The organism is Sideroxydans sp. CL21 (genome assembly GCF_902459525.1).
In the GTDB taxonomy this organism is placed as follows: Bacteria; Pseudomonadota; Gammaproteobacteria; order Burkholderiales; family Gallionellaceae; genus Sideroxyarcus.
In genome coordinates, this window is the sequence record NZ_LR699166.1 from 3,540,227 (window position 1) to 3,553,684 (window position 13,458).

The 13,458-nt window shown below is 55.8% G+C and carries 10 protein-coding genes and 1 riboswitch; all 10 genes read right to left on the bottom strand.

Annotated features, from left to right (window positions below; genetic code table 11):
- Position 1: 1 nt before the first annotated feature.
- Positions 2–967 carry an ABC transporter permease gene (locus QOY30_RS16965; RefSeq protein ID WP_283745803.1) on the bottom strand — a complete coding sequence of 322 codons (966 nt, stop codon included), beginning with the start codon at positions 965–967 and terminating at the stop codon, positions 2–4.
- A 131-nt stretch (positions 968–1,098) separates the two neighbouring features.
- Entirely contained in the window at positions 1,099–1,911 is an 813-nt protein-coding gene (locus tag QOY30_RS16970; RefSeq protein ID WP_283745804.1) for a TorF family putative porin, read from the bottom strand.
- A 48-nt stretch (positions 1,912–1,959) separates the two neighbouring features.
- Positions 1,960–2,958, bottom strand: coding sequence for an ABC transporter substrate-binding protein (locus QOY30_RS16975; RefSeq protein WP_502958697.1), 999 nt, complete (start codon positions 2,956–2,958; stop codon positions 1,960–1,962).
- A gap of 328 nt (positions 2,959–3,286) precedes the next feature.
- Positions 3,287–4,171, bottom strand: a complete 885-nt coding sequence (locus QOY30_RS16980; RefSeq protein WP_283745805.1) for a DMT family transporter — start codon at positions 4,169–4,171, stop codon at positions 3,287–3,289.
- Between the two features lie 2 nt (positions 4,172–4,173).
- Positions 4,174–5,043, bottom strand: coding sequence for an apurinic/apyrimidinic endonuclease family protein (locus QOY30_RS16985; protein WP_283745806.1), 870 nt, complete (start codon positions 5,041–5,043; stop codon positions 4,174–4,176).
- Positions 5,044–5,048: 5 nt separating this feature from the next.
- Positions 5,049–6,818 (bottom strand): allophanate hydrolase, encoded by a 1,770-nt coding sequence (gene atzF, locus QOY30_RS16990; protein WP_283745807.1) that lies wholly within the window; start codon positions 6,816–6,818, stop codon positions 5,049–5,051.
- 7 nt (positions 6,819–6,825) lie between these two features.
- Positions 6,826–10,446 carry an urea carboxylase gene (gene uca, locus QOY30_RS16995; RefSeq protein ID WP_283745808.1) on the bottom strand — a complete coding sequence of 1,207 codons (3,621 nt, stop codon included), beginning with the start codon at positions 10,444–10,446 and terminating at the stop codon, positions 6,826–6,828.
- 217 nt (positions 10,447–10,663) lie between these two features.
- Positions 10,664–11,314: an urea amidolyase associated protein UAAP2 gene (locus QOY30_RS17000; protein ID WP_283745809.1), complete on the bottom strand. Its 651-nt coding sequence runs from the start codon at positions 11,312–11,314 to the stop codon at positions 10,664–10,666.
- Between the two features lie 14 nt (positions 11,315–11,328).
- Positions 11,329–12,057, bottom strand: a complete 729-nt coding sequence (locus QOY30_RS17005; protein WP_283745810.1) for an urea amidolyase associated protein UAAP1 — start codon at positions 12,055–12,057, stop codon at positions 11,329–11,331.
- A 154-nt stretch (positions 12,058–12,211) separates the two neighbouring features.
- A riboswitch (guanidine-I (ykkC/yxkD leader) is annotated at positions 12,212–12,322 on the bottom strand.
- Positions 12,323–12,527: 205 nt separating this feature from the next.
- Positions 12,528–13,352, bottom strand: a complete 825-nt coding sequence (locus QOY30_RS17010) for an NYN domain-containing protein (protein WP_283745811.1) — start codon at positions 13,350–13,352, stop codon at positions 12,528–12,530.
- Positions 13,353–13,458: the final 106 nt, after the last annotated feature.

Consider the following 13,458-nt stretch of genomic DNA (forward strand, 5'->3'; position numbering starts at 1 on the left):
TTTACTCCTTGTTGGCCGAAAGGTTCCAGCGGAACAATTTCTTGCCCAGAACGGCCAGCAGCAAATCGCCGCCGAGACCGAGCAAGCCGATCATGAAGATGGCTGCGTAGACGTTGTCAAAATGCTGGTAGCGCGCTTGCTGGGTGATGAACCAGGTAATGCCCGACGAGGTACCGATCAGCTCGGCCACGATCAGATAGGTCCACGCCCAGCCGAGCAAAATGCGCTGATCACGGTAGATGTCCGGCAACACTCCGGGCAGTATCACGCGAAACAGGAGCTTGATGCGGCCGGTGCCGAGCGTCATCGCCGCTTCGATCAGTGCGTAGTCCAGCTTGCGCGTGGTATTGGCGATGATCAGGATCTGTTGAAACAGTGTGCCGATCACGATAATGGCAATTTTTGGCCCGTCGTAAATACCGAGGATCGCCACGGCCAGCGCACCGAATGCCGGTGCAGGCAGATAGCGGAAAAATTCCACAAATGGCTCATTCAGCCTTGAAACAGCGCTATAGGTACCGCAAAGGATCCCCAGAGGAACACCAATCACCGAGGAGATCACGAAACCCCAAAAAATAATCTGAATGCTGTGCCAAAGGCTCTCGTGCAACCACTGTCCGTCGCGCTGTTCCGGCGCTGTGGTGAATCCGGTATAGAACGCTTTTGCAACTTCATGCGGCGCAGGAAGATAGATGGGATTGGCGGGCTGACCCTGGGGCGCGATCTTGCCCGTGGATTGCATATTGGAAAGCTCGTCCCTGAACGTCGCTTTGTCGACCAGCATGCCCACCTGAAAATAATCCACATCGCCCGGGTTGCTGATCAACACCTTCGGATGCCAGATAAAGGGCAAATAGCTGACCATGCACCATATCAGCAGAGGAAGCAGGAACGAAGCAACGCCCAGTATCGTTTTCTTGTTCTGCGACAGTTCTCGCCGCACCGCAAACCAGGAGCTGGTATTCATACTCGTTTCCTTGCCCTTATTCCTAATATCTTCAATGCTAGAAATTTCAATTGTCCTGCCAAAGTCCCGCGATCCTCTGCGGGACACTTGGTGTTTTCTTTTCAGACTGCTATCGAGCCCGATATTTCCAATCAGAAGCTATACCTCAATCCGGCTGCAAACGTGTTGTTGCCCAGGTATCTGCCCTTGGTATCCGTGTAGAAAGTCTTGTTGGCATTGGTGGTGATGAGCGCAGCAGTTGCACTTAAGCCATTGCCAAAATCCTTGGCCAAGGTCAACGACATGTCGGTATAGTTGCCCAGGTTTCCGGTCTGGTTCGGGATGAACTGATGTCCGATATGGGGCGTGAGCGTGAAGCCGTGAGTCATATCTACAGCCGCACTGAGGTCAAAATACTGACTTCCGGAGCTGTTCAGGTTACCCAGGAAATTGCCGACACTGCGGTTGTATTTCAGTGTGTATATTTCGTAAGTAAGATCACCGTACATTTCAACTGTGCTGGCGTTCCCAAATGTGCCGGCAGGATAGAAACCCGCCACGCCGGAATTGTTACCCGGATACTGGTATGTGATCACACCCACGTCGTACGAAAAATTGGTATCGGTAATTTGCGCCCGATACCCGCCATACAGGTCGAGCTCGTAACTTCCTTTTGTGGCGCCATTGAACTCCTTTACCCATTTCACATTGGAAGCGGCGGTGCCCAGGTAAACGCCACTCTTGGTGGTCAAGTCGATTCCGCCCTGAAGGGCCGGATCGCCCGAAGTCTGGGCAATACCGCGCACACGGTAGTCGGAGAGCACCCCCACGTTGTAGGCCAGGCTGTAATCGGGAACAGGCGCTTCTTCTGCATGAGCGGCCAGAGAAAAGCCGAGCGCCACGGCAGGCAACACCACTTTGGAAAGCGAATGTTGAAATGTGTTCTTCAAAAGGTTGGGGTTCATGAAAGTTTCCTTTTTTTGCAGGTTAAAAGTAGGGGTTCTAAATTATGCTCAGTTTGCATTCGTGAAAGACGGATCGATGTAGCTGGGCACGTTCTGACTCAAGCCGTACGCCTTGTTGTACCAATTGAAGGTATTCGCAATTTCGGTAGAACCATAAATGGATCGATAGCCTTCAGCCTTGACATATACCTTCTTGCCCTCTTCAAGCGTCAGCAGCTTTGTGCCTTTAAGAAGAGGCAGGTACTCCGCCGGGCTCACGCCGGAACGGGCCGCCATGATCTTGACCGCATCTGCCTGAGTCTCGGGATTTTCAATGTAGGCGACTACCTTGTTCCACATCTTGACCACTTTTTGCCAGTCATCGCGACGATCCTTGACGCTCGCTGGATTAACCGCCAATACGTCATAGATCAAGCCCGGTTCGTCGGCGGAGGTATAGATCGCCTTGGCGCCCGGAACCGCTTTTCTGGCTTGGCCTGCGATGGGCTCCCAGGCTCCGATGGCAGAGATATCGTTGGATGCGAGCATTTGTGGCATTTCGTTGGTTTTGGCACCGACGATTTCGATATCATCTGCCTTCATGCCGGCTTTCTTCATGCCATTGCGCAACAACAGATGCTCAACCAAACCCACTTCCACAGACACCTTCTTGCCCTTCAGGTCGGTCAGTGTCTTGATGCCCGGTTTGGCAATGATCATATCGTTTCCGTTGGAATAGTCGGTTATCAGAATCATCTTGCTTCTGCCGCCACCGGCGCCCGTAACGAGCGCGTCGCCATTGGTCATGAAGACCCCATCAATCTTGCCAGCCGCGAACGCGTCCATTGATGCAGAGTAATCGAACCATTGGAACTTCACGTCAACACCGGCATCCTTGAACCAACCCTTGTCAATCGCCACCTGCCAAGCCACCCAGCCAGGCCAGTCGCTGTAACCTATCGTCAAGGGTTGGGCCGCATTTGCAGAAATGGAACAAAAGGCCGCCATGGTAACCAGCGCACCTGCCATCCAACGCTTCATTGCCTTACCGAATCTATTTACATTCATTGTCGTCTCCGATTTGTCTATGGTATTACTGGATTGAATATTCGTAATATTCATTAATCATTCAGCAATAACGATGCCAGACTACAAATTTTTCAGTTTGCCGTTGTTTTTATTGAGATTAGATTGTTTTCACTGATTGAATGCTGCGCTAAAACACAGGCGACTCGCACCAACATTGAACGCAACACGCACCAAAAGTAGTGCACCCGGGTTTGCTTTGCCTGAAAGAAAAATCACTCAAAATTTCAGGGACAATTTTCCGGAACGCTGGGACAGAGTTAGTCATTCGACAAACGTTGTGTTGATGATGTGAATGGTGTGATCAGGATCAAATATGCGCAGCAGCCTCTGATCGAGCTTCGATTATTGCTGCCGTCAGAATAAGGAACCCGCCTGTGATTTCCTGCATGGACAATTGCTCTCCCCCGATCAACACTGCGGAAAATACGCCGACAACCAGTTCCGCCAGCAACAAGATCGCCGCCTTGCCCGCATCAAGGCGCGCCACACCGTAGAAAGTCGCCAGCGTGCCGGGCAATACCCAGAACAAACCGAGTGCGGACAGTATTCCCAGCTGCATGACATCGAGCGTCTGCATGGGCTTGGCTTCCCGGCACATGAAGCCGAACGAAATGAGGGCACATCCTGCGTTGATCGCCACTGCCCGCACCGTGTCCGGCAAGCCGTGACCAACCCGGATAGCCACATTGTTGAAGGCGAAAGCCAGTCCGGAAGAGAGCGCAAGCATATCTATCGCAGACAGCGGCGTCGAAAATATCTCGGGGCCGCCCAAGGTCGCGGCCAGTCCTGCCAGTGCAAGTCCCAGCGCAATGAGTCGCAACCGTGTGAACGCTTCGCCCAGGAATATCCTTGCCGCAAGGATCGTCCACACAGGTGCCAGGTAAAACAGCAACATGACGCGGACCACGCTTCCCGCAGCGAGAGAGGTGACCAATGCCGCGGTGGCCCAGCCGCCCAGTGCGGCTATAAGCAGGATCAGCCGTATCTGTCCGCGCAATTGCGCCAAATTATTCCAAACGAAGGGCAACAGCAGCAGCACCGACAAGCCAAACGCATATACCTGCACAATGCCGCCCTGGATGCCGAACATGGAGAGCGATTTGAGCGGCCACCAGAACAGCCCCCAGAACACCGAGCCCGCAAGCAGTGCCGAGACGGCCTTCTGCCGCGGTTGAAAGGTGAGTCCGAACATGGTCACTTCACACTGCTGTCAGTCGAATGGCCGTTGCTGCACCAATTCTCAAAATGCTCGAGTTCGGTTCTTCCCATCCACGCATTGATCTCCCACAAATCGGCAACCGGCAGCTGCGTGAATGGCATGGTATGCAAATAGCCGTCCGGGCCGAACTCAGGGGTCATCGTTGTGAGGGAATTTCCGTTGTCGCGCTGTGCCGACCAGATCGCTTCCCAATAGCGCTGATGCGATGCCAGCGCACCCGCATATTCCGGCGAGGCCGGATGGGGTACTTGCGGTCCCTGGTCATAACCGACGCGGGCATGAATGTGACGGGCATGCCGCGCAACTTCCTTGACCGCATCCCAGTCGTGATCCAGTTGCCGCTCCATCACCACTACCCAGTGGCTGAAGTCGCAAGTGAGTTGCAATTCCGGCAGGCGCTGCAAGATATCGATCGTGGTCCAGGGGTTATACAATGAGCGACTGCGGTGCGTCTCAAAGCTGCATTCGATGTTCATTCTCGCAGCGACTTCTTGCACTTCGCCGAAGAAGCGCACACTTTGTTCCAACTGCCATGCATCGCAACCGCCGATAACGGTCACCCATTGAGGTTCAAGCGAGCGTCCGAGTTGAAGCTGGCGCTCGACATCGGCGATATGTTCTTCCACTGTCGCCTGGCGTCGGGGCACATAACCGCCTGCCGTCACGATCTCCTGAATGTAGCGCAAGCCCCACGTCTGCAATATGGACTGCAATTCATCGCGACGTGTCTGCGGCATATCCGCATTTCCTTCCAGGCCGACAAAACCCGCATCAACGGCCTGATAGGCAGCCTTGTTCAGCGAGCCGCCATGCCCCCATAGCGTTTTGAACAATTGCAGTTCCATGGAAATCAGCTCAACTGCCGCAGATAGGCTCGCCATCCGCCAAAGCGGGAAATATCGGCCGCATCCTTTGCGGCATACTGCTCGCAGACAAAACCCTGAACCTGTTCGCCGCTTGCCAGTGTGATGGTGCCGATACCGAGCGGCGCGGGTATGCCAGCCACGAATGAACCGAATTCGCGCGCGGGCATTTCCCATACTTCCACTTCAATGGCACCGCCTGCCTCACCATTCTCCACGCGCACCATACCCGGACGATACGGTGGGCCTCCGGGCAATGCATACAGCTTGTAATCGGCCGAACTGCTGGTGCATGTCACCAGGTGCGCGCCTCGACTTGTGAGCTGGTGATTAAGCGGGAGTCCCTCGAGGTGTGCGCCACAAACTGCGACGCGGATTCTTCCGGTCAGCAATTTTTCTTTTTCTGCGGGTAAATCGTTCGCGTCATGGAACAACCGATCGGCCAGATGCAGCAATGGAATGTCCTGATGTGCAGGTGCTGCCAGCGTGATGCCGAATGGCAGGCCGTTGTCCTGAAAGCCTGCCGGAACTGCTACCGCAGCATAATCCAGCAGGTTCATGAAGTTGGTGTAATAGCCGAGGTTCGCATTCAGGCGTATCGGGTCGGCCTGCATCTCGTCTATGCGATAGATGGTTCCGGCGGTCGGCGTGACCAGACAATCGATCCTGTTCCAGACCGATGCGGTTTCCTTGCGCAACGCTTCCAGCTGGTACATGCCGCTGAACGCATCGGCCGCGGAGAATTTCTTTGCACCGGCGATGATCTCGCGCACCACCGGATTGACGTGTTCCGCATTTGCATCGAAGAATTCGCGGATCGCGACATAGCGTTCCGCTACCCATGGCCCTTCGTACAGCAGGCGTGCCGCATTCAGGAACGGGGCGAAATCGACTTCGACCGCTGTACCGCCGATGGCACGCAACGCATCGCAACTGCGCTGGAACAAAGTGGCAGCCTGCTGATTGCCAAAGAACTGCAATTGCTCGGCGCGCGGCACACCGAAACGGAAAGTTTCGGCGCGTCCGAAATCAAAACCGTGCGGCAGCATCGGACGCGAGTAGGCGTCCTGCTCGTCGTACCCGGCTGCCACAGACAACACACTGCCGGCATCAGCCGTGTTGAGCGCAAAGATGGAAACGCAATCCAGCGAACGACAGGCAGGTACCACGCCGCAGGTGGATAACCAGCCTCTCGTCGCTTTTACGCCGACCAAATTGTTGAACGCGGCGGGTACGCGACCCGAACCGGCAGTGTCGGTACCCAGACTGAAGCTGGCCAGCCCCAGCGCAACGGCTACTGCCGAACCCGAGCTGGAACCGCCGGAAATATAGTCCGCGTCATACGCGTTGCGGCATGCGCCGTGCGGCGAACGTGTACCGTTCAGCCCGGTAGCGAATTGATCCAGGTTGGTTTTTCCGACGGGGATCGCACCCGCTTCGATCAGGCGTTGCACCACCGTCGCATGACGTTGCGGCTGATAGGCAAATTCAGGACAGCCTGCCGTAGTCGGCGCACCCGCCAGATCGATGTTGTCCTTGATGGCGAACGGAATGCCGTACAAAGGCAGCGTAACAGGATCCTTGTTTTGCAGGGCCGACACGTAGTCACTGATTTCCGCCAACGACAAGCGGTGGATCCAGACGTGGTGCGGGTCGTCGCCGATGCGCGCCAGAATATCCTGCATGACGGCCAGCGGATGCAGCTCGCCTGCAAGATAGCGTTTACGGAGTGCATTTATGCTCAGATCGTTTTTCATCGTTCCCTCACTCATCGCTGTGGATTACCAGCAGGTCTTGCCCGGCGGAGACTTGTCCGCCCGCACGGCAATTCAATTGAAGGATCTCGCCGTCACAGGGAGCGAGCACCGCGATCTCCATCTTCATCGACTCGATGACCACCAGCGTATCGCCCGCCCTGACCTTGCTGCCAACCTCGACAGACATGGCCCACACGTTGCCCGCGACATGGGCTGTCACGGCACGGCTACCCGGCGGCAGGTCAAGTTCACTGTCCGTTCCGGCATCTGCCACCGTGCTGTCCGTGGCGTACTCCGCCTGACCGTTGGCTTTCCACATCTCGCGCTCTGTGGCGAACGCGGCACGCTGCGTGTTGCGGAATGCACTGATCTCCCTGTCGTTGGTATGCAGGTACTGGTTGTATTCCTTCAGACTGAAGGTGGTCTCCTCGGTTTTGAGCTGGAAACGTCCGGCCACGAAGTCCTCGCGCATCTTGAGCAACTCCTGCTCCGACACCGGATAAAAGCGAATCTGGTCGAAGAAGCGCAGCAACCATGGTTTTCCTTGCTCGAAGTCAGCCGTCTGTTTGTAACGGTTCCACATCTGAACGGTGCGTCCGACAAACTGGTAACCGCCGGGACCTTCCATGCCGTAGACACACATATAGGCACCGCCGATGCCGACAGCGTTCTCCGGAGTCCAGGTACGTGCAGGGTTATATTTGGTCGTGACCAGGCGGTGCCGCGGATCGAGCGGCGTGGCCACCGGCGCACCAAGATAGACATCCCCAAGACCCAGCACCAGATAGCTCGCGTCGAACACGATACGTTTTACCTGTTCGATGTCGGCAATGCCGTTGATGCGGCGGATGAACTCGATGTTGCTCGGACACCAGGGCGCATCCTTGCGTACCGACTGCATATATTTCTCGATCGCCAGTTTTGTCGAAGGGTCGTCCCACGACAACGGAAGATGCACGATGCGTGTTGGCACCTCCATGTCTGAAATGGGTGGCAGCTGCTTCTCTGCTTTGATGAGTTTCTTTACCAATTCGCCGCGCGACATCACGCGACTGTCGAAATGGATCTGCAACGAGCGGATACCGGGAGTCAGATCGAGGACGCCTTGCAGCTTTCCCTCGCTCATCGCCTGCTGCACCCATTGCATCAGCGCGTGTACCCGGAATCGCAGATTGATATCGAGCACCAGCGGCCCATACTCGATGAGCAGGTTGCGGTCGCCGGACTGGCGATAAACCACCTGTACCTGCTCACCCTTGGCCGGAATACTGTGAATGACGGGGCTGCCCATCTTTTTGGCGGCTGGAAACTCGCGTGGCGCCCTCGGCAAGCTCAGCCCTGCGATGGTCTCGTCTTGCAGCTGTTCGAGGTGATTCGCCTGCTCCAGGGTCATCCAGCGGAAGCGCACCGTATCCCCCGGCCGCAGTTGACCCATCTTCCATAGTTCGCCATGGACGATGGTCACCGGACACACGAAACCGCCGAGGCTGGGACCGTCCGGGCCGAGGATCACCGGCATATCGCCGGTGAAGTCCACCGCGCCGATGGCATAGGCGTTATCGTGGATGTTGGACGGATGCAGCCCGGCCTCGCCGCCGTCCTGCCGAGCCCATTCCGGCTTGGGGCCGATCAGGCGCACACCGGTGCGGCTGGAGTTGTAATGCACTTCCCATTCGGTGGCAAAAAAAGTCTGGATGTCGGATGGTGTAAAAAAATCCGGCGCGCCATGCGGACCGTACAACACGCCAATCTCCCACTGATTGCCATACGCAGGGATCAGATTTGTCGGCAGTGCGCGATGTGTCCGGGGAGGAGGTTCAACGCCGAGGTGCAACACATCGCCGGTGCGCAACGTGCGCCCGCCATGGCCGCCGAACTGGCCCAGCGTGAAAGTGGATTTGCTGCCAAGATAATCCGGTACATCGAAGCCGCCGCCCACAGCCAGATAAGTCCTGCAACCGCCGCCTTGCACCGCGCCCAGCCGCAACACACTACCCGCCTTGATCACATGGCTGCGCCAGAATTTCAACGGTTTGCCATCCAGTTCGGCTTTCATCGCCGCGCCAGTCAGCGCGATGACCGTGTCGCGATTGAATTTCAGCGTCGGGCCGGAAACGGTCAGTTCCAATCCTGCCGCATCGCCTGCGTTGCCCAACAGTTGGTTGCCCAACCGGAATGCAAGCGCATCCATCGGCCCCGACGGCGGCACACCGATGTTCCAGTAACCGAGACGGCCCGGGTAGTCCTGAAGCGTGCTTTGCACGCCTGATTCCAGCACGTCGATGGTGTTCGGTTTGTAATGGAAGCCGTTCAGGTAGCGCGTGGTCTGCCGACCCTCGGCGAACACGCGGTCAGCCACGATTTGGCGCAGATATTCCAGATTGGTCTCAATACCGTCCACCCGCGTATCGGCCAGCGCATCGCGCATCTTCTCCAGCGCCGCTTCCCGGTTCATCGCCTTGACGATGATCTTGGCGATCATCGGATCGTAGTACGGCGGAATGTCGCTACCGCGCTCCACCCAGGTTTCATTGCGCGCATCGGCAGAGAACTCGACCCCGGTCAGCACACCGCTGGAAGGCTGGAAATTCTTGTTCGGATCCTCCGCATACAGACGTACCTGGATCGAAGCGCCTTTGGGTTTGATCAGTACCGAACCCAGATCAGGGAGTTCGCCAGCCGCTTGCAACACCATCCATTCGACCAGATCGACCCCGGTCACTTCTTCCGTGACACCGTGTTCTACTTGCAAACGCGTATTCACTTCGAGGAAATAGAATTCGCCGTTATGGGCGTCGAACACGAATTCCACCGTTCCGGCCGATTGGTACTGCACGGCTTCGCCCAACCGCACAGCGGTTTCCAGCAGATGCTTTCTGACTTCCGGTGTCAAATTCGGCGCGGGTGTCTCTTCGATTACTTTTTGATTGCGGCGCTGCACCGAGCAGTCGCGCTCACCCAGCGCGATCACCTGCCCCCTGCCGTCACCGAACAACTGCACTTCAATATGACGCGCGTGTTCGACATACTTCTCCAGATAGATGCCGGCATCTTTGAAGTTTGCGCGCGCCAGACGTTCCACCGACTGGAACGCCTCGTTCAGTTCGTCCGCACTCCAGCATAGACGCATGCCGATGCCGCCACCGCCCGCCGTGCTCTTGATCATCACCGGATAGCCGATGCGCGAGGCCTCGGCATGCGCGTGACCGGCATCACCCAACAGTCCGCTGCCCGGCAGCAGCGGCACACCGTTCTGTTCTGCGATTTCGCGTGCGGTATGCTTGAGTCCAAAGCGGCGCATCTGGTCCGGTGTGGGACCGATGAATACCACCCCCGCTTCGGCACACTGTTCGGCGAATGCGGCGTTCTCGGATAGAAAACCATAACCGGGATGAATGGCCTGGGCACCTGTGCTCCGGGCGACTTCCAGAATGCGCTCGCCGCGCAAATAACTCTCGGCAGCAGCGGGCCCGCCGATGCAAACAGCCTCGTCTGCCATCTGCACATGCAATGAACGGGCATCGGCTTCCGAATAGACTGCGACCGATCGGATACCCATCCGTTTCAGCGTTCGGATGATGCGGCAGGCAATTGCGCCGCGATTTGCGATCAACACTTTATTGAACATAGCTCACCTGAACAGCAGGTCGTCCTGCATCGTTATTAGGTATCCGGTCGTCCGGATACCGACTAATGGACACTTCTAAAAATCCAAATTTCGTCGCAATACTGTGTTACTCACAAAAAATTACTCCTTACATATCATGCATATGCTGCGTCGCAATTTTTTGTTCGCGCCTTGTCTTGCTTAGAACTTTTAATTTTTAGAAGCGCCCAAATGTTTATCAATGCCCTGTCTCGTCCCAGATCAACAGCCGCACCGGCGTCGGGTTATAGGCGTTGCAGGGATTATTCAACTGCGGACAATTCGAGATCAGCACGTACACATCCATCTCCGCGCGCATCTCGACGTATTTCCCTGGCGCAGAGATGCCGTCGGCGAATGTCAGTTCACCCTGCGGGGTCACCGGCACATTCATGAAAAAATTCACGTTGGCAGTCAGATCGCGCTTGTCCATGCCGCAGTCGCAATGACCGAGGGCGTGCAAAAAACTGTCGCGGCAACTGTGCATGTATTTCTTGTCAATGGCATAGCGCACAGCGTTGCTTTCCGCCGCACAGGCACCGCCGAGCGTATCGTGCCTGCCGCAGGTATCGGCGACGATGGTCATCAGTACGTTGCCTTCGGTGGACAACAGGCGTGTGCCGGCAGTCAGATACAGGTTGCCTTGCTCGCGTATGGTATCCACCGCGCTATAACGCTCTTCCGGGTTGTGCGCGTTGTAGAACAGCGTATCCACTGCCTGATTGCCTTCCAGGTCAAGAATGCGGAATACCTGCCCGCGTTTCACTTTATGCAGCCAGGATTCACCCGCCGGCAGGACGCAGTCGAAACTTGCTTGCTGCGCTGCCAATTTGCTTTCGACGATAGCCATGTTTTCTCCTGCCCTTAGCCAAACAGTAATTCGGTGTTGTAGAAACCGCGCACATTCTCCGGTCGGAAATTGCGGCAGTAATCGTCTTCCTTTGCAGTACCGCAGTTCCATGCCTGCAGCAACACCGGTTTCGGGGCGTATTTCAAATCGGGATCCAGGGGATGCTGACTCGCCGACATGACGACCAGCACATTCATGTCGAAGCGCAAGTCAACAAAATTCCCCGCCCTGGAATTGCGGGGCTCGTAATGCAAGTTTCCGGCATTGTCCACACTTGCCTTGCTGAAGAAATTCACGTTGGGCACGATGTCACGTTTCCCCAAACCCCACTTGCCGAGTTCAATCAGAAAGCTGTCGCGCGCATTACGGTGCATGGCGTTGCGATACTGCTGGTAATCGGCTTTGCCGTATTTCTTCTCCACCAGCGCCGCGTTGCTTATGCCGCAGATTGTGTCGTGCCAGCCGCAAGTGTCTTCGATGATGGATGCCAGCACGCGCCCCATGTCCGAATAGCACACGAAGCCTTTGGTGAGATGCGCGGTGTGTTGCGCCTTCAGCGTATCGGCCATGTTGTAGCGTTCCAGCTTCTCTTCCCGGTTGTAGAACAGCGCGGACAGATTCGCCCCGCCTTCCACATCGGTGATGCGCAATGCGGTTCCGCGCTTCATCAAGAACGACCAGTGGCCCCCGCCGGGAATGGTTTCTTCCCACAGCATGTTTTGTTTGGATATTTGCTTGGTCATGGCGTCTCGCTTTTTGCTGTATCACTACTGATGCTGACAGAATGTTCCGCACAGATTGAGCGAGTCGATCGACCGGTAGGATGCTGTTGAAATGACATTGCACGACTCCTGAAATAAAAATAGCCCGGGAGGGTGCCAATGAAACTTGGTCACATCCTCCCGGGCTTTTATCCCTCCGTGGAGCCTTGTCATCAACAAGACCGAGAACTCTCGGACCAGACACCATCGACTTCAATAGACGGTCGGAACCCTAGTTCTTCTATAAGTGGCCGACCTGCAAGACCGGCACCCTTGATTAAATTGTAGCAGCAATCATGCCACTGTACTGAAATGCCATTCAGCCGGAGTAACAAGCTGTGGGGAATATTGCATCTTCGCCATGAGTGCACTTGTATTGTGCAAGCACGCACCAAAATTGAGCGCTAAAGACGATGGGGCGTGACGGCGCTACTGGTCGATTCGAGCTCGGGCTAATCCACTACCGGCAACCGGATCGTGTACTGCCCCGATTTTTCGTCCTTCACCAGCATCACCAGTTTGTGCTTCTGTGCATCCTCCATCAGTTCACGGAACGAGCGATAACCATAGAAAGATTCGTTGAAGCCTGGCCTGCGTCGTTGCATGGTGGTCTTGACCATCGAACCCCAGATCTTTTCGTCCGAGCCGCGTTCCGAGATCAGACCCTCGACCGTTTCAACCAAAAATTCCATCGCTTCCTGCTTCTTGTCTTCTTCGCCCTTTGCTTCGGCCGGTTTTACTGTTCCTGTTTTTGCCTTGGCGGGGGCCTTCTTGGCGGCCTGCTTTTTCTTCGCTTCCTGCACCCGCACCAAGTCGTCGTAGAAGATGAATTCATCACAATTAGCGCTCAACAAATCGGAAGTGGAATCCTTCACGCCGATGCCGATCACGTATTTGTTGTTCTCGCGCAGCTTGGAGACCAGCGGCGAAAAATCCGAATCGCCACTGATGATGACGAAGGTGTCGACGTGGGCCTTGGTGTAGCAGAGATCGAGCGCATCGACGACCATGCGGATATCGGCGGAGTTCTTGCCCGATTGGCGCACGTGCGGAATCTCGATCAGTTCGAACGCGGCTTCGTGCATGGTGGCTTTGAATTCCTTGTAGCGATCCCAGTCACAATACGCTTTCTTGACCACGATGCTGCCCTTGAGCAGCAGGCGTTCCAGCACTTTCTTGATGTCGAACTGCGCGTACTTGGCGTCGCGCACGCCCAGCGCCACGTTCTCGAAATCGCAGAACAAAGCCATGTTGGTAATTTCGGGTTGGTTTGCCATTGTTGCCTTCTCCTGTAAACAATTTTGCCGTTCGTGCTGAGCTTGTCGAAGCACAAGAATCCATTCACATTTCGACAAGGCCTTTAGTCCTGAGCGCAGTCGAAGG

Excerpts from the sequence above, each read along its gene's own strand:
- QOY30_RS17000 (WP_283745809.1), bottom strand. The coding sequence starts at position 11,314 with ATGGCTATCGTCGAAAGCAAATTGGCAGCGCAGCAAGCAAGTTTCGAC.
- QOY30_RS17010 (WP_283745811.1), bottom strand. The coding sequence starts at position 13,352 with ATGGCAAACCAACCCGAAATTACCAACATGGCTTTGTTCTGCGATTTC.
- QOY30_RS16970 (WP_283745804.1), bottom strand. The coding sequence starts at position 1,911 with ATGAACCCCAACCTTTTGAAGAACACATTTCAACATTCGCTTTCCAAA.
- QOY30_RS16975 (WP_502958697.1), bottom strand. The coding sequence starts at position 2,958 with ATGAATGTAAATAGATTCGGTAAGGCAATGAAGCGTTGGATGGCAGGT.
- uca (WP_283745808.1), bottom strand. The coding sequence starts at position 10,446 with ATGTTCAATAAAGTGTTGATCGCAAATCGCGGCGCAATTGCCTGCCGC.
- QOY30_RS16965 (WP_283745803.1), bottom strand. The coding sequence starts at position 967 with ATGAATACCAGCTCCTGGTTTGCGGTGCGGCGAGAACTGTCGCAGAAC.
- QOY30_RS16985 (WP_283745806.1), bottom strand. The coding sequence starts at position 5,043 with ATGGAACTGCAATTGTTCAAAACGCTATGGGGGCATGGCGGCTCGCTG.
- QOY30_RS17005 (WP_283745810.1), bottom strand. The coding sequence starts at position 12,057 with ATGACCAAGCAAATATCCAAACAAAACATGCTGTGGGAAGAAACCATT.
- QOY30_RS16980 (WP_283745805.1), bottom strand. The coding sequence starts at position 4,171 with ATGTTCGGACTCACCTTTCAACCGCGGCAGAAGGCCGTCTCGGCACTG.
- atzF (WP_283745807.1), bottom strand. The coding sequence starts at position 6,818 with ATGAAAAACGATCTGAGCATAAATGCACTCCGTAAACGCTATCTTGCA.